The 22,489-nt window shown below is 55.1% G+C and carries 21 protein-coding genes and 1 pseudogene; 13 read left to right on the top strand and 9 right to left on the bottom strand.

Translation table 11 applies throughout. The features are described from left to right. Positions 1 to 33: 33 nt before the first annotated feature. The gene (locus HA48_RS00360) at positions 34 to 1,284 is read right to left on the bottom strand and encodes a conjugal transfer protein TraF (protein ID WP_128599267.1); all 1,251 of its coding nucleotides are present in this window, start codon (positions 1,282 to 1,284) and stop codon (positions 34 to 36) included. Positions 1,285 to 1,732: 448 nt separating this feature from the next. On the opposite strand from HA48_RS00360, the gene zur reads away from it, so the two are divergent. Continuing rightward, positions 1,733 to 2,254, top strand: coding sequence for a zinc uptake transcriptional repressor Zur (gene zur, locus HA48_RS00355; RefSeq protein WP_128599266.1), 522 nt, complete (start codon positions 1,733 to 1,735; stop codon positions 2,252 to 2,254). A 69-nt stretch (positions 2,255 to 2,323) separates the two neighbouring features. Here the strand turns inward: zur and HA48_RS00350 are convergent, their stop codons facing one another. The 4 genes from HA48_RS00350 to HA48_RS00335 form a co-directional block, all read right to left on the bottom strand. Continuing rightward, entirely contained in the window at positions 2,324 to 2,536 is a 213-nt protein-coding gene (locus HA48_RS00350) for a CsbD family protein (protein WP_128599265.1), read from the bottom strand. A gap of 162 nt (positions 2,537 to 2,698) precedes the next feature. Next, on the bottom strand, positions 2,699 to 4,021 hold the full coding sequence (gene dinF / locus HA48_RS00345; protein WP_128599264.1) for an MATE family efflux transporter DinF: 1,323 nt from the start codon (positions 4,019 to 4,021) through the stop codon (positions 2,699 to 2,701). A 138-nt stretch (positions 4,022 to 4,159) separates the two neighbouring features. Next, on the bottom strand, positions 4,160 to 4,774 hold the full coding sequence (gene lexA / locus HA48_RS00340; protein WP_128599263.1) for a transcriptional repressor LexA: 615 nt from the start codon (positions 4,772 to 4,774) through the stop codon (positions 4,160 to 4,162). A gap of 105 nt (positions 4,775 to 4,879) precedes the next feature. Beyond that, on the bottom strand, positions 4,880 to 5,248 hold the full coding sequence (locus HA48_RS00335) for a diacylglycerol kinase (RefSeq protein WP_128599262.1): 369 nt from the start codon (positions 5,246 to 5,248) through the stop codon (positions 4,880 to 4,882). A 127-nt stretch (positions 5,249 to 5,375) separates the two neighbouring features. On the opposite strand from HA48_RS00335, the gene plsB reads away from it, so the two are divergent. Continuing rightward, positions 5,376 to 7,799: a glycerol-3-phosphate 1-O-acyltransferase PlsB gene (plsB, locus tag HA48_RS00330; RefSeq protein ID WP_128599261.1), complete on the top strand. Its 2,424-nt coding sequence runs from the start codon at positions 5,376 to 5,378 to the stop codon at positions 7,797 to 7,799. 62 nt (positions 7,800 to 7,861) lie between these two features. Here the strand turns inward: plsB and ubiA are convergent, their stop codons facing one another. Together ubiA and ubiC are read right to left on the bottom strand one after the other, a co-directional pair. Beyond that, positions 7,862 to 8,728 (bottom strand): 4-hydroxybenzoate octaprenyltransferase, encoded by an 867-nt coding sequence (ubiA, locus tag HA48_RS00325; protein ID WP_244182773.1) that lies wholly within the window; start codon positions 8,726 to 8,728, stop codon positions 7,862 to 7,864. A 23-nt stretch (positions 8,729 to 8,751) separates the two neighbouring features. Beyond that, the gene (ubiC, locus tag HA48_RS00320; protein WP_128599259.1) at positions 8,752 to 9,270 is read right to left on the bottom strand and encodes a chorismate lyase; all 519 of its coding nucleotides are present in this window, start codon (positions 9,268 to 9,270) and stop codon (positions 8,752 to 8,754) included. Positions 9,271 to 9,487: 217 nt separating this feature from the next. Here ubiC and HA48_RS00315 point away from each other — a divergent pair, with 217 nt between their 5' ends. The 5 genes from HA48_RS00315 (at position 9,488) to HA48_RS00300 (ending at position 14,664) form a co-directional block, all read left to right on the top strand. Then, complete coding sequence (locus HA48_RS00315; protein ID WP_128599258.1) at positions 9,488 to 10,192, top strand: fimbrial protein TcfA; 705 nt, start codon at positions 9,488 to 9,490, stop codon at positions 10,190 to 10,192. Positions 10,193 to 10,245: 53 nt separating this feature from the next. Beyond that, positions 10,246 to 10,416 carry a hypothetical protein gene (locus HA48_RS22340; RefSeq protein ID WP_244182772.1) on the top strand — a complete coding sequence of 57 codons (171 nt, stop codon included), beginning with the start codon at positions 10,246 to 10,248 and terminating at the stop codon, positions 10,414 to 10,416. Next, a complete protein-coding gene (locus HA48_RS00310; protein WP_341864959.1) occupies positions 10,335 to 10,745 on the top strand; it encodes a CS1 type fimbrial major subunit in 411 nt (136 codons plus the stop codon). The genes HA48_RS22340 and HA48_RS00310 overlap by 82 nt, the downstream gene beginning before the upstream one ends. Positions 10,746 to 10,794: 49 nt before the next feature. Beyond that, complete coding sequence (locus tag HA48_RS00305; protein WP_128599256.1) at positions 10,795 to 13,434, top strand: TcfC E-set like domain-containing protein; 2,640 nt, start codon at positions 10,795 to 10,797, stop codon at positions 13,432 to 13,434. A 123-nt stretch (positions 13,435 to 13,557) separates the two neighbouring features. Continuing rightward, on the top strand, positions 13,558 to 14,664 hold the full coding sequence (locus tag HA48_RS00300; RefSeq protein WP_128599255.1) for a CfaE/CblD family pilus tip adhesin: 1,107 nt from the start codon (positions 13,558 to 13,560) through the stop codon (positions 14,662 to 14,664). 9 nt (positions 14,665 to 14,673) lie between these two features. Here HA48_RS00300 and psiE read toward each other — a convergent pair whose 3' ends face one another. Beyond that, positions 14,674 to 15,084 (bottom strand): phosphate-starvation-inducible protein PsiE, encoded by a 411-nt coding sequence (gene psiE / locus HA48_RS00295; protein ID WP_128599254.1) that lies wholly within the window; start codon positions 15,082 to 15,084, stop codon positions 14,674 to 14,676. 70 nt (positions 15,085 to 15,154) lie between these two features. Then, positions 15,155 to 15,853 (bottom strand): UTRA domain-containing protein, encoded by a 699-nt coding sequence (locus HA48_RS00290; RefSeq protein WP_128599253.1) that lies wholly within the window; start codon positions 15,851 to 15,853, stop codon positions 15,155 to 15,157. Positions 15,854 to 16,079: 226 nt separating this feature from the next. On the opposite strand from HA48_RS00290, the pseudogene HA48_RS00285 reads away from it, so the two are divergent. The 6 genes and pseudogenes from HA48_RS00285 to HA48_RS00260 all read left to right on the top strand — a co-directional run bounded on the left by HA48_RS00285 (position 16,080) and on the right by HA48_RS00260 (position 22,453). After that, positions 16,080 to 17,140, top strand: a pseudogene (locus HA48_RS00285) (ABC transporter substrate-binding protein). 138 nt (positions 17,141 to 17,278) lie between these two features. Further along, positions 17,279 to 18,091: an alkaline phosphatase family protein gene (locus HA48_RS00280; protein WP_128599252.1), complete on the top strand. Its 813-nt coding sequence runs from the start codon at positions 17,279 to 17,281 to the stop codon at positions 18,089 to 18,091. After that, positions 18,088 to 18,939, top strand: a complete 852-nt coding sequence (locus HA48_RS00275) for an ABC transporter permease (protein WP_128599251.1) — start codon at positions 18,088 to 18,090, stop codon at positions 18,937 to 18,939. Before HA48_RS00280 ends, HA48_RS00275 begins: the two co-directional genes overlap by 4 nt. Before the next feature lies 1 nt (position 18,940). Then, on the top strand, positions 18,941 to 19,726 hold the full coding sequence (locus tag HA48_RS00270) for an ABC transporter permease (protein WP_128599250.1): 786 nt from the start codon (positions 18,941 to 18,943) through the stop codon (positions 19,724 to 19,726). Positions 19,727 to 19,728: 2 nt separating this feature from the next. After that, the gene (locus tag HA48_RS00265; protein WP_128599249.1) at positions 19,729 to 20,721 is read left to right on the top strand and encodes an ABC transporter ATP-binding protein; all 993 of its coding nucleotides are present in this window, start codon (positions 19,729 to 19,731) and stop codon (positions 20,719 to 20,721) included. 106 nt (positions 20,722 to 20,827) lie between these two features. Further along, positions 20,828 to 22,453 carry a Na/Pi cotransporter family protein gene (locus tag HA48_RS00260; RefSeq protein ID WP_128599248.1) on the top strand — a complete coding sequence of 542 codons (1,626 nt, stop codon included), beginning with the start codon at positions 20,828 to 20,830 and terminating at the stop codon, positions 22,451 to 22,453. The last annotated feature ends 36 nt before the right edge of the window (positions 22,454 to 22,489 follow it).

Genomic DNA, 22,489 nt, shown 5'->3' with positions numbered 1-22,489 from the left:
TGACGGGCGACACAGCCGCCCGTCGATGGATGGTCAGAAGTTGAACCCGAGCTGCGCCATCGCGCCCCAGGTATTGTCTTTGCCGACCGAACCGGCCAGATCCAGATGTACCGTATTGTTAAACGGTGATACGCCGAAACCTGCGGTAAAGACATCCGTATCGTTCGACTTCATATCGGCACGATAACCGGCACGCAACGCCAGCCAGTCGAGCACGCGGTATTCGCCACCCACGCCGGCATACTGGCTGCTCTCCTGAGATTTAAAGCGCTTGGTTTGCGTTAAATCGACATCGCCTGTCAGGGTAAACGGCCCGTTATTCCATGCCAGACCCGTTGTGACTAAGGGACGGATTTGATAGGTATCACGATAGCCGTTCACTTCTTTGGTATCGATATCGCGCGAGATCAGGTTCTGGCCAGTAACGCCAAAAGTCCAGTTCTCAGCAAAGTCGGTAGCAATACCGGCATCAATGTTGAACCCGGTATCCGAGCTGCGATAGCGGCCATTTTTAAGATCGTTTTTGTCGTAGTTGTAAACGCTGGCGCTGTAGTTATACAGCCAGGTCTTTTGCAGCTTTGGCGTCACACCCACCGAAACCGGATGGCCGGCAACAGAGAACTCATGCGCCATCGCCACGCCATAATCCGTAATTAATGCCGCCAGGCCGTTGGCACTGGAGCGCAGTCTGTTCTGATCACCTGGCGCCGGAATGACCGTGCCGTCGGCTACACCCTGCAGATAGTCGATATCGCTCTCAGCCACATTGGCCCGGATATGCGCGGTGCCATAGGCTTTGGTGATAAAGGCAAACGGCAGCGTTTCGTTTGGAATGGAAACCGCCAGCGCCACGCCGGCTGTACCGTTAGCTTTGTTACCACGCAGGCCACGTAGCTGATCTGCCATATCGCCCGCAGCCGCTTTCACCTGCGGATAGCCGTTAATGATGTCGGGCAGTGTGATGTTGTTAATTACATCGCGATAGCGGTTCACCGTATCGGTAATGTCATCAATACGGTCAACTAATTTGTCTTTGTCAGTAATCTGCACGCCAGCTGAAGGAAAAATGATACTGACGTTGTCATCCGGTTGCGCTTTGGTCATCAATGCCGGGTTCGCCAGCACCGCAGAGCTCCAGGTTGAAGAGGCAACGCCGGTGCCGCCCATGGCATCATTACGGGCATCGTACCAGGTACCTGCTGCAAGGGCGGAGGATGAGATTAATACTGCATTAAAACCAACGATATACGCCACTTTCTTGCGCATGAATAATGTCTTCACCATGAGCCTGCCATCACCTTTTAAATGTCGTTGACTGTCCCAACAACGGAATAGTTTATTAGCCCTATTCTGAACGCTGGCTAACGCTTTATTGCTGTGAATTGAAAGGGAATAGCGCTGCTATTCGCAGAATTGGTCACACCGGAACCATTCTGCTGTAGTTTTATGCAGAAAAATGATCATCAGGTAAAATGATGCCAGAAATTACTTAAGGGCTTTTGAACCATAGTCACTAACTCAGTGAGTTGTAAAGCAAAACGCCCTGCAAATCAGTACGAAAATTCTTAGGACTAAGAACGACACGCAGGAAAGCAGACTTAAATATTGAGCGCAGTTAATGTAATGGATTGAAAAACAGACTTTTCAGCGCGCTGGAGGCAGGAGAAAGCAATCCCGGCAGCGAAAAAGGTTGTGTGATAAAATAACATCTCCTGTTTTCCGGAGAATGCTTATGTCTACCCTCACGCCCAAACAACTGCTCACGCAGGCGGAGTCGCTCTGCCTTGATCGTGGAGTACGCCTGACCGCTCAGCGTGCTGAAGTGTTACGCCTGATGGCTGAGCAAAATGGCTCGATTAGCGCTTACGATCTGCTGGATCAGCTGCGCATTAGTGAACCTCAGGCGAAACCGCCTACGATCTATCGTGCGCTGGATTTTTTACTTGAGCAGGGATTTATTCATCGCGTGGAGTCGAACAACAGCTATGTGGTATGCCACCATTTTGATGAGCCTGCCCATACATCGGTCATGCTGGTATGCGATAATTGTGCGGCCGTCAGCGAAAAACATGCGCATGGCGTGGAGAGTATCATTGCAGGATTAGCAGAACAGGCGGGCTTTGCCTTGCGTAACAGCGTGATTGAAGCACACGGATTATGCGAAAACTGTGCCGAAGTTGCTGCGTGTGACCAGCACGGTAGCTGTCATCACAATCATGACGTAGAAATGAAGAGAAAAGGCAAAAAGGGGTAAGTGGCACATCCCTGTGCCATTCCGATCCGGAGATCGGCGGGTAGGAGCATCTTCCTTAAAGCAGGTGATTTACCAGCGGTAGTCTTTGTTGTGGCTTTCCCAGTCGGTCACTTCACGCTCGGCTTCATCTTTCGCATAGCCATAGCGCTCCTGAATTTTACCGACCAGCTGATCGCGCTTCCCTTCGATCACGGTGAGATCGTCATCCGTCAGCTTGCCCCATTTTTCCTTAAACTTACCTTTGAACTGTTTCCAGTTACCGCTCGCTTCGTCTTTGTTCATAACAATCCTCCACGTCTTCCTGAGTGAGATGTGATGAATCCCTGTTAAAGCAGGATTCATCAACACAACGCGCTACTCATTTGCGCCGTTTGAGATAATTATAGTAGCCGCTTCGGATTCTGCAGGAAGATACAGATTAATCTGGAGTTTATGCTTCGCTTATCAGGGCGTAAACCAACTGTCTCTCTGCCAGTGGTGCCGCCACATGAGCCACAGTGTCAGACCGCGCAAGGCCAGAAATACCGTAATCGCCAGCCACAATCCGTGGTTACCCAGCCAGGGCAAAGAGAGCAGCGTAACGCCATAGCCCAGCGCGGCAATCACCATGCTATTGCGCATCTCACGGCCGCGTGTTGCACCGATAAACATGCCATCCAGCAAATAGCACCAGACCCCCGTCAGCGGCAAAATCACCTGCCATATCAAAAAGCGATCGGCCATCTCACGCAGTGCAGTAATGGAAGTCAGCATGGCCACAATTTGTGGGCCACTCAGTGCGTATATCACCGCGAACAGCAGCGCGACAATGCCCGCCTGACGGCAGGCTGCATGCCATATCAGCAGTAACCGGCTGCGATCTTTTGCGCCAACCGCTTCGCCTGAGCAGGCTTCAACAGCATAAGCAAAGCCATCCAGCGCATAGGCAGTAAAGGTCAGGAACATCAGCAGCACCGCATTGACCGCCACAACATCCGGTCCGATACGTGCGCCCAGCATGGTTAGTGAGGCGAAGCAAATCTGTAGCATCAGTGAGCGCAACATAATGTCACGGTTGAGCCGGAACAGACGAGCCGCATCACCGCGCCAGCTCGTTTTGAGCAAACCGAAGTGAATACCGCGCAGCTTCAGCACGCGCGCCACCATCCACAGGCCGACACCCAGCGTGACATACTCGGCCAGCGCCGTTGCCGCTGCAGCACCGGCGACGCCCCAGTGCAGTTTTAAAACGAACAGTAGATCGAGCACAATGTTGACCAGATTGCCGACAATCAGCAGCACCATGGGCGCGCGTGCATACTGCACGCCAAGCAGCCAGCCCAGGATTACCAGATTGGCCAGCGTGGCAGGGGCACTCAGCCAGCGGATTTCGATAAAGATCTGCGCCTGTTGCTGCACTGCCGGGCTGCCACCCATGAGAGCGCTGGCCAGGCTACTGGCAGGCGTACGCAGGATCAGAAAAAGCGTACCAGCGACCAGCGCGATCAGCAGAGGTTGCGTAAGTGCGCGGGCCAGTGCGGGTTTATCGCTGGCACCAAACGCCTGAGCCGTCAGCCCGGTGGTACTCATGCGCAGGAACAGCAGGAGCATGAAGATAAAGCTGGTCGCCGTGGTACCTACCGCCACGCCGCCCAGATAAACAGGGCTGTCGAGATGGCCAATAACGGCGGTATCTACCACGCCCAGCAGCGGCACGGTGATATTAGAGAGGATCATTGGCAGCGCCAGCCGCCACAGTGCTTTATCAGAGGAGGAGAAGAGCTGCATCAGCGCATTCCGTTATTGGCGGTAATCAGCCTGACCCGATCAGACGAGGCTGGAGACGGGATTGCAGAAAGAAGACGATCTGACCGCGGGCAGCATCATAATGCTGCCGCGGCGGGGGAATTCAACGCAAGTCGGAAATCACAGCCACTCGCCGTTACGCACGATACCGACAGCAAGGCCTTCTACGGTCAAAGACTGCTGACGCGTATCCACCACGATTGGCTGAAAATCGCTGTTTTCCGGCAGCAGCTGCACAATGGAGCCCTGCTTCTTCCAGCGTTTAACCGTGACTTCATCATCAATGCGCGCCACGACGACCTGGCCGTTACGCACTTCCTGAGTTTTATGCACGGCAAGCAGATCACCGTCCATAATACCGATATCTTTCATCGACATTCCGCTGACGCGCAGCAGGAAATCTGCCGAAGGCTTAAACAGGTTGGCATCAACCTGATAGTGCATTTCAATGTGCTCCTGCGCCAGAAGAGGCTCACCGGCAGCAACACGGCCAATTAAAGGCAGGCCTTCGCTGACTTCCTCTTCCATCAGCAAACGGATCCCGCGTGACGCGCCAGAGACAATTTCAATGACCCCTTTACGCGCCAGCGCTTTAAGGTGTTCTTCAGCTGCGTTAGGTGAGCGGAAGCCCAGCTGCGAAGCAATTTCAGCACGCGTTGGCGGCATGCCAGACTGATTAATATGGTCGCGAATCAGATCATAGACCTGTTGCTGCCTGCTGGTTAACGCTTTCATCCCGCCCCCTGGTTGTTTATACAGTCGCTGTGAGTATATACAGGTATTGGCGAAATGAAAACTGAAACAGAGGGAATAATCGGCAGTTTGATGAATCCGGAATCGCTATCGCAAATGCGACCAAAGCAGCGCGATCCAGACAAACAGAGCCAGTAAGATAGCCAGCAACACCGCCGCTGAGCCCATATCCTTAGCGCGGCCAGCCAGTGGATGGCGCTCCTGACCGATGCGGTCCACCACTGCTTCGATGGCACTATTAAGGATCTCGACAATGACCACCAGCACCACGGAACCAATCAGCAGCACTCGTGTGATGGCATCCACATCCAGCCAGCAGGCCACGATAATCGCCACCAGCGCCGCGATGGCCTCCTGACGAAACGCCGCTTCATGCTGCCAGGCTGCACGCAGCCCCTGCCAGGAATAACCCGCGGCTTTCACTACTCTTTGAATACCGGTGACGTTATTTGCCATGTCTGTGGAACCCTTGGTTGATTTTGACGTCAATGTGTGGGCAGCGTGAGATGGCACAGCCACAGATCTTCGCTGCACTTTCTGGTATGCTTGCCGCGCTTTGCTAACAAGAGGCTTCAAGTTGTCTATGTCAGGTTGGCGTAAACTCTATTACAAATTATTGAATTTACCACTCTCTATTTTGGTAAAAAGTAAGGTCATTCCGACCGATCCTGTCTCCGAACACGGCATCGATCCGACCCGTCCGGTGATGTATGTTTTGCCTTACGATTCAAAGGCGGATCTGCTAACGCTGCGTGCGCAGTGTCTGAAGCACGATCTGCCCGATCCCCTGGCACCGCTGGAGATCGATGGCGCATTATTACCGCGCCACGTATTTATCCATGACGGGCCACGTGTTTTCCCCTATTTCGTGGCGAATCCGGAATCGGTAAAGCTTTTCCATGATTATCTCGATTTGCACCGCAGTAATCCTGCGCTGGACGTGCAGATGCTGCCTGTTGCCGTGATGTTTGGTCGCGCGCCGGGCCGCGAGGTACCGGGTCAGGAGACGCCGCATCTGCGCATTCTGAACGGTGTGCAGAAATTCTTCGCCATTCTGTGGCATGGCCGCGATAGCTTTGTGCGCTTCTCACCAACCGTTTCACTGCGGCAGATGGCGACCGAGCACGGCACCGATAAGTCTATCGCACAGAAACTGGCGCGTGTCGCGCGCATCCATTTTGCACGCCAGCGTCTGGCGGCCGTTGGCCCACGCCTGCCTGCGCGTCAGGATCTGTTTAACAAGCTGCTGCAATCTAAAGCTATTGAAAAAGCGGTGGAGGATGAAGCGCGCAGCAAAAAAATCTCACACGAGAAAGCGCAGCAAAATGCCGTCGAGATGATGGAAGAGGTGGCTGCGGATTTCTCCTACGAAGCGATTCGCGTAACCGACCGCGTCATGGGCTGGCTGTGGAGCCGCCTGTATCAGGGCATTAACGTCAACGGTGGCGAACGCGTGCGTCAGCTGGCGCAGGATGGGCATGAGATTGTCTATGTGCCGTGCCACCGCAGCCACATGGATTATCTGCTGCTCTCCTATGTGCTCTATCACCAGGGGCTGGTACCGCCGCATATCGCTGCCGGCATTAACCTGAACTTCTGGCCAGCGGGCCCGATTTTCCGCCGCCTGGGCGCCTTCTTTATTCGCCGGACCTTCAAGGGCAATAAGCTCTACTCTACGGTGTTCCGTGAATACCTCGGCGAGCTGTTCAGTCGTGGCTACTCGGTGGAGTACTTTGTCGAAGGTGGCCGTTCACGTACCGGCCGTTTGCTGGATCCGAAAACCGGCACGCTGTCGATGACCTTACAGGCGCTGCTGCGCGGCGGTAGCCGTCCTATCACCTTCGTACCGATCTATATCGGCTATGAACATGTGATGGAAGTCGGTACCTATGCGAAAGAGCTGCGCGGTGCGGCGAAAGAGAAAGAGGGGTTCCTGCAGATGGTGCGCGGCCTGCGTAAGCTGCGTAATCTCGGTCAGGGTTATGTCAACTTTGGCGAACCGCTGCCGCTGGTTAACTACCTCAATAAAAACGTGCCGGAGTGGCGTGACGCGATCGACCCGATTGATCCTCAGCGTCCGGCATGGATGACGCCGGTTGTTAACGACATTGCTGGCACGCTGATGGTGCGCATCAACGAGGCTGGCGCGGCAAACGCCATGAACCTGTGCGTGACCGCGCTGCTGGCGTCGCGTCAGCGCTCACTAACGCGGGAACAGCTGATAGAGCAGCTGGAGTGTTATACCCAGCTACTGCGTAATGTGCCCTACTCTGCTGAATCCACCGTGCCGGATTTGAGTGCTGAAGCCCTGCTCGACCATGCTATGAGCATGAATAAGTTTGAGACGGAGCAGGACAGCATTGGCGATATCATCATCCTGCCGCGTGAGCAGGCAGTACTGATGACTTACTATCGCAATAACATTCATCACATGCTGGTGATGCCGTCGCTGATTGCTGCCATCGTGCAGCAACATCGTGAGATCGGCGAAGCGGAGCTGTTGCGTCAGGTGAGCCTGGTATACCCGATGCTGAAAAGTGAGCTGTTCCTGCGCTGGGACAGCAGCGAACTGCCGGCACTGCTGAACGCGCTGTGTGCGGAGATGGCGCGTCAGGGGCTGGTGACGATGCAGGATGGTCAGCTGAAAATGTGCCCGTCCCGTTATCGTACCTTGCAGCTGCTGGCTGCCGGTATCCGCGAGACACTGCAGCGCTTTGCCATTACGTTCGCCATTCTCAGCGCCAAACCGACCATCAATCGCGGCACGCTGGAGAAAGAGAGCCGTACCCTGGCTCAGCGTCTTTCAGTACTGCACGGCATTAATGCGCCAGAGTTCTTTGATAAAGCGGTGTTTACTACGCTGGTGCTGTCGCTGCGTGACGAAGGCTATATCAGCGATTCAGGGGATGCTGATGCAGAGCGCACGCATACGCTGTGGCAAATGCTGGCAGAGCTGGTCACCAGCGATGTACGTCTGACCATAGAGAGTGCGGTAGCACACGAATAGCACCGGGCCCATGTTGCTGGCGGTCCGGTGGGCCGCCAGCACGGTGTGAAAAGCAGCAGCGTTTAAAACAGATCGCTAAACGGCTGCACGTTCAGGGCGACGCCAATAAACAGTACCAGCCCAACGTAATTATTATTCAGGAACGCCTGGAAGCAGGGATCGCGTTCGCGACGGGCGATCAAACGTTGCTGATGCACAAACAGTCCGCCAGCCAGCAATAGCGACCAGTAAAACGCGCCGTTCAGATGCAGCAGCACGCCTGTCAGCGCCATCAGCCCCAGCGTTGCCAGCTGCAGCAGACCGATTATCAGCTTATCGAAGCGGCCAAACAGGATTGCCGTCGACTTCACGCCAATCTTCAAGTCATCGTCACGATCCACCATCGCATACTGCGTATCGTAGGCGACCGTCCAGCAGATGTTAGCAAAGAACACCAGCCAGCAGACTAAAGGTAAGGACTCACTAACTGCCGCCCATCCCATCGGAATGGCCCAGCCAAACGCCGCGCCCAGCACCACCTGTGGCAGATGGGTGTAGCGCTTCATAAACGGATAAACCCACGCCAGCGCCAGGCCAACGAATGACAGCAGAATCGTCATGCGGTTCATGGTCAGGACCAGCGCAAACGCCACCAGCCCCAGGCCAGCAAACAGCAGCTTTGCCTCTTTCTCCGTCACCGCACCGCTTGCCAGCGGACGTGCGGCAGTGCGCTTGACGTGTCCATCTACTTTGCGATCGGCATAGTCGTTAATGACGCAGCCGGCAGCGCGCATCACAAATACGCCCAGCACAAACACAATCAGCACCGACAGCGGCGGGATCGCCATCCCGGAGAGCCATAGCGCCCACAGGGTTGGCCACAACAGCAACAGCGTACCGATGGGTTTATTAATTCGCATCAGATGGCTATACGCTTGCCATCTGCTCATGGGTAAGGTTTTTTGCACAATGATCATCCTTGCTCTGACGAGCGATAAAGCGGCGACGCCGGTAAAAACAGTTCTGTAAGCAGCAGTGGTTTGCCGGACAGACGCAGGCGCGAACGGCGCCCCCACAACCCATCAATTTGGCCGGGATCGATAAAATCCCGCGTCAGCGTGGAGGATGAAAACAGGTAACGCCCGAGCGGACGCGTGCCCAAATTTTGCAGCATCTGTTCCGGGCCGTTAAGCGTGCTTTCCGGCACCACCGTACGGCCAATCAGCCACGGCTCACCGTCGCCGCACAGCACAATTTCACGCAGCCAGAAGCGCGCGTCAGCCGGTAAAAACTCCGCCTCAGCGGGTATCTCCCCGGCGGTAATAAAACTTTCGCGAATCAGTTCGACGGTGACCTGATGGCAGTGCTGCTCAAAGCGGCGCGTCATGGAGTCTTCTTCCAGTAGCCAGTCGAGCAAGGGCGGTGAAAGCAAGGGGGAAGAGGCTGGCAACCAGTGCAGTGCGCGTAACTGGCGTAGCGCGTCATGCGACATCAGAACATCTCCGGAAAAAAAGTTGCCCTAGTGTAACGCAAGGCGCTTTTTACGCCCACCAGACTTGCAGTGTCGTCATGAAAGGTTGCCCGATAGAGGGGAAAGATAAACAGAAGATAACCAAAAAGTCTGCCAGCACACCACTCACTTAATCTTCCGTTAAGCAGGTCGTTTGATTAGTAGTACTGCTCACTCAACCTGGCTGAAGGTTAGATAAATGTACCTTAAATCAATTATTTTCATCCTGCTCGCCTTACTGCCTTTCACACTAAAAGCCAACCTAATGGTCTATCCCATGTCTGTGCAGGTGACAGCGGATAAGCAAACCAATTCGACGCTAAAGATCATGTCGAAATCGGACACTACACAATACATCCGCGTGGTGCTCAAAGAAGTTATCAATCCGGCCACGCCTGAGGAGCGCGAACAGGACGTAGCTAACTGGCAGGGCCAGGGCATCGTCATTTCGCCGGTAAAATTTGCGCTCCCGGCCGGCAGCACGAAAACGGTACGCGTTGTTGCGTTAAATGCGCCAGAGCAGGAGCGTGTGTATCGCGCCTATTTTGAACCGGTCAGCGGTGATGTAACTGGAAAAAACTCCGCTAAATCGGTGCAGGCGCAGGTAGCGCTGACGCTGGTCTGGGGCGTCCTTATCCGCCAGTTGCCGGATAAGCCACACATTGCTTTACAGCGCGTTCATCCCCGGCCCGGCATTACTAATACTGGCAACGTACGAATTCGCCTGCGCGGTTATAGCCAGTGCCCACCGCACATCAGCGATGACAAATGCACCTGGAAAGCGATTCCGCAAGGCATTTACCCCGGCGCATCCATGGCCCTCCCGGACATTGAAAGGCAAAAGCCACTGCGCATCCGCTACCTCACTGAAGATGATAAACCCCTAAGCCTGACGTTGCCTTAACGTCAGGTTCCTTTCCTGCCGGACAACCGGCTTATTATTACTCAGGAGTTTTTATGAAAGTGATTACAACCCTCACGCTGTTATCGTCACTCTTTGCCACTTCGGCATTAGCGGCGGAAGCATCATCACTGTTACCACAAATATTGACCCAACGCTGGAGCTGCGTAACGCCGACGGCTCTCTGCTGGCACCCAACCAAACCATGGGTTACACGCCTGGCGTAGGCCTGGATGGTATCAATCTGCCGACGCGTATTTTTACCAATGATACAACCAAGGCGATCAGCATGCGTCTGCAGGCAGCTCCGCAGATGGTGCACCTTAGCAATACCGCCGCCGCACCTATCGATTTAAAAGTCTCATTCAACAACATTGAGCTCAAAACCACCGATACCGAATTTTCCGCTGAGTCGCTCTACAGCAACGCTACGGGGACAGGAAGCTCGGCGATTTTGCCACTCAAAATCGAACAGAAAAACCATACAACGATTAACACCTCCGGTACGTATCAGGGCATGGTGCAGCTGGTAATGGCACAAAAAACCGCACCTTGATGGTTCCCCCTATGGCGCATGGCAACATGCGCCCTATTCAGAGGTGACAATGAAAAGGTATTTTCCCCGGTCGCTACTGGCGCTGGCGATTACAGGTGTACTTGTCGCGGGAGCGCTTAGCGCCCATCAATCCCATGCACAGTCGCAGGTACCTGCTGGCTTCGAGGAGCTGCTGCTGGGGCAGAAAGAGAAAGTGGATGTACTGCTGTTCGGGCAATCACTGGGCCTGTTTGATGCAGAAGTGAAACCTGACACGGTGCAATTTATCCACCCTGAGCAGTTAATCCGTCGTCTGATCGCGAATAAACGCCTTAAACCCGCGTTTCAGTCGGCACTCACCACCACTCTGGCGGTGCCGCTTAAACGTAACGGACATCTTATCTGTGGTGCTGCTCAGCCTGCATGCGGCAGCGTGAAGAGCGAAAGCGTAGCAATTATCTTTGATGATAGCCGCCAGACCATCGAACTCTTTATTACGTCAGACTGGTTGCTGGCAGGCGAAACCGCCCAGAAATATTACCAGGCCGATGAGGGCCACAATGCTCTGATACACAGCCAGCTTATTAACTGGTCGCTGAGCGATGGCTACAGCAACATCAGCGCACGTGGTACCGGCGCGCTGGGTCTCGGCAACAGCCGCTATCTGGCCGGTAACTGGGATAGCGTGCTCGCACGAACCAACCAGCAAACTCACTTTCAGACGCAAATGCAGGATTTATATCTGCGCCAGGATCTGGGTAAAAACCACTATCTGCAGGCGGGTCGCATGGACCAAACCGCACTCTCCGGCCCGCTGGGAGGAAATTTTGATTTTTCCCTGTTGCCTATGCCGCTCTTCATCGGCGCGCGGGCAGGCACAACGCAGGCGTGGCGGAATACGCAGAGTACAGGCGAGAGTGCAACATTAGTCACGCTGCTACTAAATCGCGATGCGCGCGTGGATATCTACAGAGGTAACCAGTTGCTGGGTAGTCAATATTTAACTGCCGGCATGCAAACGTTGAATACCAGCGCACTGCCTGGCGGCAGCTATCCGTTGCAATTACGTATTTATGAAAATGACACGTTAGTCCGTACAGAGCAGGCCGCGTTCAGCAAATCTGCCGGTGGATTTGGCGGCGATAAGACGGAGTGGTTTATGCAGGCTGGCCAGCTTGTCGCCTCACGCACGCCTGACATGCAGGGCGGCAAGCAAAGCTGGCAAAGCGGCGTGCGCACACCACTCTCGCGCACAACAATGTTAAGCAGTGGCGTATCCAGCCTGGGAGACAGCTATTTTAATGAGACCCGGCTCGACTGGCAGACCGCATTCCGCAGCAGCACGCTGGGTGTTTCCACCGCCTGGCTTACCGGAAAAGGTGGCGTTCGCGGTAACGCGCAACAGATAACGCTGAACAATGGTGTCAGCTGGTCGCTTTATCGTCAGCAGCAGCGCGGCAGTACCTGCCGGGGTCAGCAGGGCTATGAGGCGTCAGGCTGTAGTGACACCCTGAGCGCCAGCGTGTCTACCCAGCTGGCAGGCTGGACGGCTTCCTTAGGCCATACGCGCAGCAAGCAATTACCAACGCCACAACCGATACAGCACAACCTGCCGTGGCAGCTGACATACGATGTAAACCCTAAAAGCAGTGTCCAGCAGACTTCACAGCTGGGCCTGGCGCGCAGCAAAATCTGGGGCAATCTTTCAGCCAGTGGACGCGTTGGGCTATTTCACAGCCGCCAGCAAGAAGGTAACGATCGCGGAGCCTTCATCAGCGTTAGCCTCGGCAATATCGCTCGTCCTTCCGCCAGTGCCGCTCGCAATCGCGTAACCAATATGCAGACAGATTACCGTGTCAGTCAGTGCAATGGTGCACAGCAGAGCTGGAGCCTCAGCCATCTTGAATCAACACAAGGCGACGTTTTTCGTGAGGCAAGCATAGGCATCAGCGGCAACCAGCAGGGTGATATGAGTGCTCAGTCAGGCGGGCGCCTGGATGGGCGTTACGGCAACCTTAACGCTACATTGAGCCGCAGCCAACTGCGTCAGCAGCCCCCACAACAATCGCTTACGGGTGGATATGACTCAACCCTCATCACCACCGGCAGCGAATTCTGGCTGGGTACCGCAGGTAATGGCATGCCATCCGGAGCGGCTCTTGTCAGGGTTGCAGGATCATCTGATGCCCTGAGCGGGCCCGCCGTTGAGATAACCAGCGCAGGCCGTAGCGTAACGCTGGGTTTGGGCGAAACCATTGCGCTGCCACTGGCGGGCTGGCAGGAGAGTAGTACGGATATTCAGGAAGCTAACCAGGCGGGTAATCCGCTGTTTGCCTCTTTAGGCCAGGGCGCGGGCCAGAAACCTTATTTTGTACTGCCGGGAAGAGTGGTAACGCGCGAGGTTAGCGCTGGGGTGGTTTACACCCTGGTAGGACGCGCCATACACAATGGGGGGCCATTGAGTAATGGTCTGGCGCTGAATGCGGATAACACCCGCTTCGATGAGCAAGGCAGTTTTATGCTGGATAGCCCCACGCTGCTAAAAACGTTGTACGTGCTGCGCCAGCAACAATTTTATTCCTGTTCGCTAAGTCAGACACAGAAGCGCGCCGGTATCTATATTGCCGGAGAAATTGCCTGCCAGAAAGTTGAACTGGCAGCGTTACCTGTACCATTACAGCAACATCAATTGGTAAAAAATAGCCAGTAAATCAGTTACCTCTTTACTTGTGTGAATTGACAGTGCGAGCAGTATGCTGAGCGTGAAATAAATTAACAAGCTGCAACTGCAGATGATGGCTCCTATATAAATCGCGGATAGAGTTGAATTATCATGAAGTTAAAATACATGGGTTTACTTAATGTTATATTATTCTCTCCTCTTACTCAGGCAGTGAATATCGATCCAGTAGACCAGCATGTAGCAGTAATACTGGATCTCAATAAAGGGAACTTGCACAGAAAAAAGCATTTCATCTGGCATGAGCTAAGCGGAGGTGAACATGATCAGTATCTTTATCGAACAACGCATTGGGTATGTCTGAATAGATCTTATACAATTTACGGCGCATGTTCGACTACTGGCACATTTCAATCTCCGGCTCCCAGCGTTATTAAATTAATATTTACTGAGAAACGGACCAGAAAAAAAATAGATCTTAATCTCTATGCTTATAACAGGCCGACATATTGTGGGCAAAACCTCATTCTCGGGATGAACAGTACGGCAAATCACTGGTGCGACGAAGGTTTTTACTCTAAAGGTAAAGCTCTTACGCTTTGGATTACAGATGATGAAATAGCTAAACTCCCTATAGGCGGTATCTGGCAGGCTAACTTAAAATTGCTTCAGGCCATTGAAGATATCGTTTCCGGCGAATTTCGTAATGTTGCAAGCTGGAGCGCAGATATCACTCTCAATCTGCATGACATAAACAATATCACCATCTGGTTCCCCCAATTCAAGACCAGTACACCGCGTGTCGATTTACAGCTGCACACGTTGCCAACGCCCGCGACGCCAGGCGGAACGATGAGCGGCAAAGCGCTGCTGGATATGTGTTTATATGATGGCTTTAACGCCAATAGCAGCAGCTATCAGGTTACGCTCAGCGACGGCCAAAATATTAGCGGGCGTGACAGTCAGGACTTTTCGGTATTTCGCGACGGTTTGCCGGACGCCGCTCGTCGTAAGCGTGTCGACTATCGTATTCAGCTCAGCTATAACGGTCAGCTGCATACGCTAGAGAACAACCAAACGCTAACGCTGTCAGGTATTAACCAGGCAATGATAAGGCCGGTCAAACTTCCAAAAATTCCACAGGCAGTCATGTGTGTGCCCACGCCGCTTACTTTTATTACGCCCACTTTTAATCAAATGGATAAAGAGAGCGGCAGTTATAGCGGCCAGGTGCGTATGGTGTTTACCCCGTCGTTATAATGCGGCGGGTTACTCGCGCTTCAGGCGGTTACTGTTCGCCAGCCACAGCGTCACCACCAGAATGAGGATCGCGCCGGCATAGCACAGCGTATCGAACGGGTTTTTATGATCGACAATAATCAGGCGAATAATGGCCGTGATACCGATGTAGACAAAATAGCGTAGCGGAAAGTGATAGCCCGACTGGAAATACTTCACTATCAGCGCGATGAATTCGAAATAGAGAAAATAGATCACAATGCCTTCAATCAGCAGGAAAGAGGACGACTGCTCCCCGGTGCTGAACAGCACGTTTGCCAGGTGAATGGTCTCTTTACCGAGAAACACCACGAGGATAATAGCCAGAATCACCAGGCCAATATTCAGCACCCACTGCAAAACCGTTGCAATGAGTTGCCCGGCTACAGATTTTGTTGTCATTTTTATGCGCCTTATGTCGCGAAAGCTTCCAGGCGCTATCATGCTGTAATGTGATCTGAATCACAATACATCACACCTCAACATCCACACACAGCGCGTCGTAGCGCCAGTATTCGCAGTCGCAATCTATCACCCTGTCATGCTGGTCGCGGTTGATGCGCGTAATCAGCAGGCCCGGCGTGCCGCTGGCGACATTTAACGCGGGCGCCGCGCGCGACGGTAACGGCCCCGGCAGGATGGTAAACCGTGCGCCACCATAGCGAATGTCGTAACGCTGCGTGTAGAGCTCGGTAAGCGAACGGGTAAGATCTTCGCTTAACAAACCGGGAAAGTATGCCGGATTGAGGTAGTGCTCAACATACAGCACCGCCCGGCCATCAACGCGGCGTAAACGGCGGATACGGTAAACGGTATCCCCTTCGCAAAGATGCAGATGCCGGGCAACCGTCAGCTGCGCCGAGACTTCACGCGCTTCAATCACCTGCGTAGTGGCAACACGCCCCTGCTCCAGCGCCATGGCATGAAAATGGCTATGGTGCGACGGGTTATAGATCAGGCGCGGCGGTGCGACAAACCAGCCGCGACGCACCTCCCGATAGATAATCCCTTGCGCTTCCAACAGACCCAGCGCCTCCCGCAGGGTGATACGCGTGGTGGCGTAATGTTCACTCAGCGTGCGCTCGGCGGGCAGTCGTCCGCCGGTGAATTCACCGGTTTCAATCCGTTCACGCAATGCGCTGGCGATCACATCTGCAGCTTTTGACGACATTTTATTCAGCCTCATGTTGGGGCAAATCTGCACTATGACAGTTCGATGACTACACTGTGACAAGGCACATCCCACGCTTTAGCGCGTTGTCATCGCATGTGGAACGACGCGCCACACCACATTTCACCCGCCCGGTCATAAAACCTTCATCTGTGCGGGCTACATTGGCTCGGTTCTTGCTGGACTAGACCAAGCCGACCCACAACTTACACCTGGAGCAATCGAGATGAAAGCGTTTATCTCTTCTGTAGTAGCCAGTGCCATTCTGCTTGCGCTGCCCGCCGCGCAGGCCGCTGATAATGACCTTGCCGCCCTGGAAAAAGCCGCGCGTGCCGAAGGCCAGGTAAACAGCGTCGGTATGCCCGATACCTGGGCCAACTGGAAAGACACCTGGAGCGATCTCAGCAGTAAATATGGTCTGAAGCACAGCGACACGGATATGTCATCGGCGCAGGAGCTGGCGAAATTTGCAGCAGAGAAAGAGAACGCCAGTGCGGATATCGGTGATGTTGGTGCGGCTTTCGGGCCGATAGCCGTGGCGAAAGGGGTTGCCCAGCCGTACAAACCTACTCACTGGGATCAGATCCCGACCTGGGCTAAAGATAACGACGGCAACTGGATGCTGGCGTACACCGGCACCATCGCCTTCCTGATCGACAAGCAGCAGGTGAAAGATGCGCCGCACAGCTGGGCGGATCTGAAGAAAGGTAAGTATGTGGTTACTATCGGTGATGTCGGCACGGCTGCTCAGGCGGCCAACGGCGTACTGGCGGCCAGCTATGCGCTGGGCGGCGATGAAAAGAACCTGAAACCCGCGCTGGCCTTCTTCGGTGAACTGGCCAAAGAGGGGCGACTTGGCGTGACCGACCCGGTGATCGCTAACATTGAAAAAGGCGAAATCCAGGTTGCAGTGGTGTGGGACTTTAACGGCCTGAACTACCGCGATCAGATCGATAAAAACCGTTATGAAGTCGTGATCCCGTCAGACGGTTCCGTGACCTCCGGCTATACCACCATCATAAACAAATACGCTAAACATCCGAATGCCGCGAAGCTGGCACGTGAATATATCCTCTCTGACGAAGGCCAGATCAATCTGGCGAAAGGCTATGCACGCCGATTCGTGCGGAACATTTAACCCTGCCGGCCGAGGTACAGGCGAAGCTGCTGCCGCAGTCAGAGTATAAAAATGCCCGGCCGATCAAAGACCAGGCCGCATGGGATAAATCATCAAAAATGCTGCCGCGTCTGTGGCAGGAGAACGTCATCATCAATATGAAGCAGTAACGACGTTATTCTCCAACCGCACATACCGTAGCGGCGTGATTTATCGCGCATCCACGTGTCGGCAATGCGCAATAAATTGCGCCGCTACAGGTATTTACCGAATTTATATCAGCAATACTCAGGCAGTAAGGAGCGTGGATGAAAACAATTCTCGTGGTACTGGATGGACTGAGCAATCAGGTCGCGCAGCATGCGATGGGCTATCTGTTTGCCGAATGCCGGCAGGGCCATGGTCAATACTACACGCTAAGCTGTGAACTGCCGTCGCTGTCGCGCCCGCTCTATGAGTGCATTCTTACCGGCATCCCGCCGGTACAAAGTGGCATCATTCATAATGGCGTCAGCCGTCTGAGCACGCAGCGCAGCATCTTCCATTACGCGCGCGCCGCCGGTCTGACTACTGCCGCGGCGGCGTATCACTGGGTCAGCGAACTCTATAACCGCACACCATTCACTGCCGCACGTGACCGCCATACCGTCGCACCCGAGCTGCCCATTCAGTACGGCCACTTTTACCATGACGACAGCTATCCGGATTCGCATCTGTTTGAAGATGCAGAGAGCCTGCGCCTGACGCACGATCCCGACTTCCTGCTCATTCACCCGATGAATATTGACGATGCCGGCCACAAGCACGGCCTCTCATCGCCGCCATACCGCAACCGCGCGCGTATGGCCGATGGTTATCTGTCGCAGTGGATGCCCGGCTGGCTGGCCGCCGGTTATCAGGTGTTGGTCACTGCCGATCACGGCATGAACGATGATCGCTCGCACGGTGGCACGCTGCCGGAAGAGACCCAGGTACCGCTGTTTGTGTTTGGCGCTGGCTTTTCACTACAGCCGGATCTGCAACCGCAGCAGACCGAACTGTGCGGCACCGTGTGTGCGCTGCTGAACATCGCCCACGACAAGCCGGTGTGTCAGGGGCTGCTGGCGGAGCCGCGCGGATGAAAGGCAAAGCCCTCGCCTCGCTGCTGCTGCTGCCGTTCGCTTTTTTCTGGATCGCCTTCCAGCTGGCGCCGCTGCTGTGGATCGCCATTAACAGTTTCTGGAGCGATCTCAACGCGCGCTGGGGCCTGGATAACTACAGCGATATCCTTACTTCGCCGTTCTATCTGCAGGCGTTTCGCCTGTCGCTGGATATCTCTCTCTGGTCAAGCGTGTACGGTCTGCTGATTGCGCTGGTGGCAGGATACTCTTTGCATCGACTTGGCAGCGGCCGTTTTCAACGCTTTTTGATGTCGTTTACCAACATGACCAGCAACTTTGCCGGCGTGCCGCTGGCGTTTGCGTTTGTCATTCTGCTGGGGCTCAACGGCTGCCTGACGCTGCTGCTGCGCCATTATGGCTGGCTGGAGGGCTTCAAACTGTTTTCGCGTGACGGCATGGTGCTGGTCTACACCTGGTTCCAGATCCCCCTCGGGATTCTTCTGCTCTATCCGGCGTTTGATGGCTTGCGCAAAGAGTGGGAAGAGTCCGCCGCCCTGCTCGGGGCCAGCCGCTGGCGCTACTGGTGGCACATTGGCCTGCCGATCCTGTTTCCGGCGCTGCTCGGCACCTTTGTCATCCTGCTGGCCAATGCGCTGGGCGCCTACGCCACGATTTACGCGCTTACTACCGGCAACTTTAACGTCGTACCGGTGCGCATTGCGGCGCTGGTGTCGGGCGATATCTCGCTGGATCCGAATACCGGCGGCGCGCTGGCGATGCTGCTGGTGCTGATTATGGCGCTGATCACCGTGGTGCAGCAGTATCTGGTGCGCCGCAGCTATCTGCATGTGAAAAACCAGGAGCGCTGATATGTCCCGCGTCGAAAAACTCTATCACCGCCTGGTAGTCTGGCTGCTGCTGATCATACTGGGCGCGCCGCTGCTGGCGACGCTGCTGTACGGGATATCGACCGAATGGAGCGATACCATCCTGCCGCAGGGCTTCACCCTGAAGTGGTTAACTGCCCTGTGGAGCGATCCCCGCTTTCTGACGGCGCTGGGTCATTCGCTGCTGATCTGCTTTGGCGCACTGCTTTTCTCGTTAGTGCTGGTGCTGCCTGCCATGTTTGTGATCGCTTACTACTATCCAAAGCTGGATGCCGTGATGAACGTGCTGATTCTGATGCCGTTCGCCGTGCCGCCGGTGGTGTCAGCGGTGGGTCTGCTGCAACTCTACTCCTCATCACCGCTAATGCTGACCGGCACGCCGTGGATTCTGATTGGCTGCTACTTCACCATCGCGCTGCCGTTTATCTATCGCGCCATCGCCAACAATATGCAGGCAATTAACCTGAAAGAGCTGATCGATGCGGCACAGCTGCTGGGTGCCAGCACCTGGCAGGCAGCGCTGTTTGTGGTACTGCCAAACCTGCGCAAAGGTGTGTTCATTGCGGTGCTGCTGTCGTTCTCTTTTCTGATAGGTGAGTTTGTATTCGCTAACCTGCTGGTCGGCACCCGCTATGAAACGCTGCAGGTTTATCTCTACAACATGCGTACCGGCAGCGGCCACTTTACCAGCGCGCTGGTGATCTCCTATTTCGCTGTCGTTTTGCTGGTCACCTGGCTGGCGAATGCCCTCAATCCTGAACGAGGCTGATTATGAGCTACCTGAATGTCACCCGCCTGAATAAGCGTTATGGCCCAACCAGCATCTTTGAGAACATCGATTTCAGCGCCGCAGAGGGTGAGTTTGTTACCCTGCTGGGCCCGAGCGGCTGCGGTAAATCGACGCTGCTGCGCTGTATTGCCGGGCTGACGGACGTTGATAGCGGCAGTATCTTACTGCAGGGCGAGGATCTGGTGCCGCTGCCGCCGCAGAAGCGCACCATCGGCATGGTGTTTCAAAGCTATGCGCTGTTTCCGAACATGACGGTAGAGAAAAACGTCGCGTTTGGCCTGAAGATGCAGAAGCTGCCGGGCCATGAGATCGATAAACGCGTGCTGGAGGTGCTGGAGCTGGTTGAGCTGACCGACTTCGCGCGTCGCTATCCGCATCAGCTCTCCGGCGGTCAGTGTCAGCGCGTGGCACTGGCGCGTTCGCTGGTGACGCGTCCGCGCCTGCTGCTGCTGGATGAACCGCTCTCGGCGCTGGATGCGCGCATCCGCCGCCATCTGCGCGAGCAGATCCGCCACATTCAGCAGGAGCTCAGGCTTACCACGATTTTTGTCACGCACGATCAGGAGGAGGCGCTGACCTTATCGGACCGCATTGTGCTGATGAATCGCGGTAAAATCGTGCAGAACGGCAATGCCGAGGCGCTCTATACTCAGCCGGTGGATCTGTTTGCCGCCGGCTTTATTGGCAACTACAACCTGCTGAGCGCTGAACAGGCGACCCGACTTACCGGTCAGCCGTTCAGCAGTCAGGTAGCGATTCGTCCGGAGTCGATCCAGCTCTGTGCGCCGCACGCCGGCATTGCCGCTACCATTATCAGCCACAGCCTGCTCGGTAATGTGATTCGTTATCGCGTGCTGGCCAACCAGGTTGAGCTTTCGGTAGATGTATTGAACCGCAGCGTGGCAGATTTGCACCCCGCTGGCATGCAGATTGGGCTACAGTTAGAGATGTCGACGTTGCGCCAGGTCGCTTAAATTTAACGAAAAAATGGCAAGGCAGCGCGGCGAAGGTCTTCACCGGCTGCGCTTATCGCCAGGCAGACAGCCGCGTGTTTTCAGCCTGGCGCATAGGAGCCTCTTTGTGCTGACTCTGCTTAATCTTCTCTCCGCCGTGGCCCTGCTGGTGTGGGGCACACATATCGTCCGTACCGGCATCATGCGCGTGTACGGCGCCGATCTGCGCCGCGTGCTCAGCCACAGCGTGGAAAAAAAACCGATGGCGTTTCTCGCCGGCATTGGGGTTACCGCGCTGGTACAGAGCAGCAACGCCACCACGCTGCTGGTGACCTCGTTTGTCGCCCAGAATCTGGTCAGCCTGACGCCAGCGCTGGTGGTGGTGCTGGGCGCTGACGTCGGTACGGCGATCATGGCGCGTATCCTCACCTTTGATCTCTCGTGGCTGTCGCCGCTGTTTATTTTCTTCGGCGTGGTGTTTTTCTTAAGTCGCAAGCAGACGCGTGCCGGGCAGATGGGCCGCGCGGCGATTGGTCTCGGCCTGATTCTGCTGGCGCTGCAGCTGATTGTCGCCGCCGCCAAACCTATTACCCAGGCGGCGGGCGTACAGGTACTGTTCTCCACGCTCACCGGCGATATCATGCTGGATGCGCTGATTGGCGCGGTGTTCGCTATCGTCAGCTACTCCAGCCTCGCAGCCGTGCTGATTACCGCCACGCTGACGGCCACTGGCGTAATCTCTTTCAAGGTCGCGCTCTGTCTGGTGATTGGCGCCAACCTGGGCAGCGGCCTGCTGGCGATGATCAACGCCAGCGGTTCAAATGCCGCCGGTAAGCGCGTGGCGCTCGGCAGTTTGCTGTTCAAGCTGATCGGCAGTATCGCCATCCTGCCATTTGTCGATAGCGTAGCAGTGTGGCTGGATAAGCTGCCGGTGAACGATGAAGAGATGGTGATCTTCTTCCACGTGTTCTACAACCTGGTGCGCTGCCTGGTGATGGTGCCCTTTGCTGACCCGATGGCGCGACTGTGCCGCCGCATCATCGCCGATGACACCGAAAACCAGCTGCATCTCAAACCAAAGCATCTCGATAGCAGCGCGCTGGATACGCCGGCGCTGGCGCTGGCGAACGCGGCACGCGAAACGCTGCGCATCGGCGATGTGGTGGAACATATGATGGAGTCATTTAATAAAGTGGTTCAGGGCGAGCTGCGCGAAGAGCGCACGGTGCGACGACTGGATGATGATGTCGATGTGCTCTACACCGCCATCAAACTCTACCTGGCGCGCATGCCCAAAGAGGATCTGGCCGAAGATGACTCACGCCGCTGGGCGGAGATCATTGAGATGGCGCTAAACCTCGAGCAGGCAGGCGATATCATTGAGCGGATGAGTGCTGACGTAGCGGATAAATCACTGCAGGCGCGTCGCGCCTTCTCCCCGGAGGGGCTGGAGGAGCTGAATACGCTGCAGGAGCAGGTGCTGAACAATTTACGCCTGAGCCTGTCGGTGTTCCTGTCACACGATATCGCCAGCGCCAAACGCCTGCGCCGCGCCAAGCATCGCTTCCGTATTTTGATTCGCCGTTTTTCCCATGCGCACGTCGAGCGGTTGCACCTTAATAATGTGCAGAGCATTGAGACCAGCTCGCTGCATCTGGGGCTGTTAGGGGATATGAAGCGCCTGAACTCCCTGTTCTGTGCCGTGGCGTACACGGTACTGGACCAGCCGGATGATGAGCGCGAAGTGGATTGAGCATCAGGTCGCCATTAATGACGACCGTGTGAAAAG

It is taken from the genome of Pantoea wallisii (assembly GCF_002095485.1).
Classification (GTDB): Bacteria; Pseudomonadota; Gammaproteobacteria; order Enterobacterales; family Enterobacteriaceae; genus Pantoea; species Pantoea wallisii.
The sequence above is the reverse complement of the archived record's forward strand: the minus strand, read 5'-3'. Positions and strand labels throughout refer to the sequence as shown.

Coding starts and splice junctions, on each gene's coding strand:
- zur (WP_128599266.1), top strand. CDS start 1,733: ATGTCTACCCTCACGCCCAAACAACTGCTCACGCAGGCGGAGTCGCTC.
- HA48_RS00335 (WP_128599262.1), bottom strand. CDS start 5,248: ATGGCAAATAACGTCACCGGTATTCAAAGAGTAGTGAAAGCCGCGGGT.
- ubiC (WP_128599259.1), bottom strand. CDS start 9,270: ATGTCGCATGACGCGCTACGCCAGTTACGCGCACTGCACTGGTTGCCA.
- HA48_RS22340 (WP_244182772.1), top strand. CDS start 10,246: ATGAAAGTGATTACAACCCTCACGCTGTTATCGTCACTCTTTGCCACT.
- HA48_RS00290 (WP_128599253.1), bottom strand. CDS start 15,853: ATGTCGTCAAAAGCTGCAGATGTGATCGCCAGCGCATTGCGTGAACGG.
- HA48_RS00350 (WP_128599265.1), bottom strand. CDS start 2,536: ATGAACAAAGACGAAGCGAGCGGTAACTGGAAACAGTTCAAAGGTAAG.
- HA48_RS00280 (WP_128599252.1), top strand. CDS start 17,279: ATGAAAACAATTCTCGTGGTACTGGATGGACTGAGCAATCAGGTCGCG.
- HA48_RS00300 (WP_128599255.1), top strand. CDS start 13,558: ATGAAGTTAAAATACATGGGTTTACTTAATGTTATATTATTCTCTCCT.
- lexA (WP_128599263.1), bottom strand. CDS start 4,774: ATGAAAGCGTTAACCAGCAGGCAGCAACAGGTCTATGATCTGATTCGC.
- HA48_RS00305 (WP_128599256.1), top strand. CDS start 10,795: ATGAAAAGGTATTTTCCCCGGTCGCTACTGGCGCTGGCGATTACAGGT.
- HA48_RS00315 (WP_128599258.1), top strand. CDS start 9,488: ATGTACCTTAAATCAATTATTTTCATCCTGCTCGCCTTACTGCCTTTC.
- HA48_RS00360 (WP_128599267.1), bottom strand. CDS start 1,284: ATGGTGAAGACATTATTCATGCGCAAGAAAGTGGCGTATATCGTTGGT.
- psiE (WP_128599254.1), bottom strand. CDS start 15,084: ATGACAACAAAATCTGTAGCCGGGCAACTCATTGCAACGGTTTTGCAG.
- plsB (WP_128599261.1), top strand. CDS start 5,376: ATGTCAGGTTGGCGTAAACTCTATTACAAATTATTGAATTTACCACTC.
- ubiA (WP_244182773.1), bottom strand. CDS start 8,728: ATGAGCAGATGGCAAGCGTATAGCCATCTGATGCGAATTAATAAACCC.
- HA48_RS00265 (WP_128599249.1), top strand. CDS start 19,729: ATGAGCTACCTGAATGTCACCCGCCTGAATAAGCGTTATGGCCCAACC.
- HA48_RS00275 (WP_128599251.1), top strand. CDS start 18,088: ATGAAAGGCAAAGCCCTCGCCTCGCTGCTGCTGCTGCCGTTCGCTTTT.
- dinF (WP_128599264.1), bottom strand. CDS start 4,021: ATGCAGCTCTTCTCCTCCTCTGATAAAGCACTGTGGCGGCTGGCGCTG.
- HA48_RS00270 (WP_128599250.1), top strand. CDS start 18,941: ATGTCCCGCGTCGAAAAACTCTATCACCGCCTGGTAGTCTGGCTGCTG.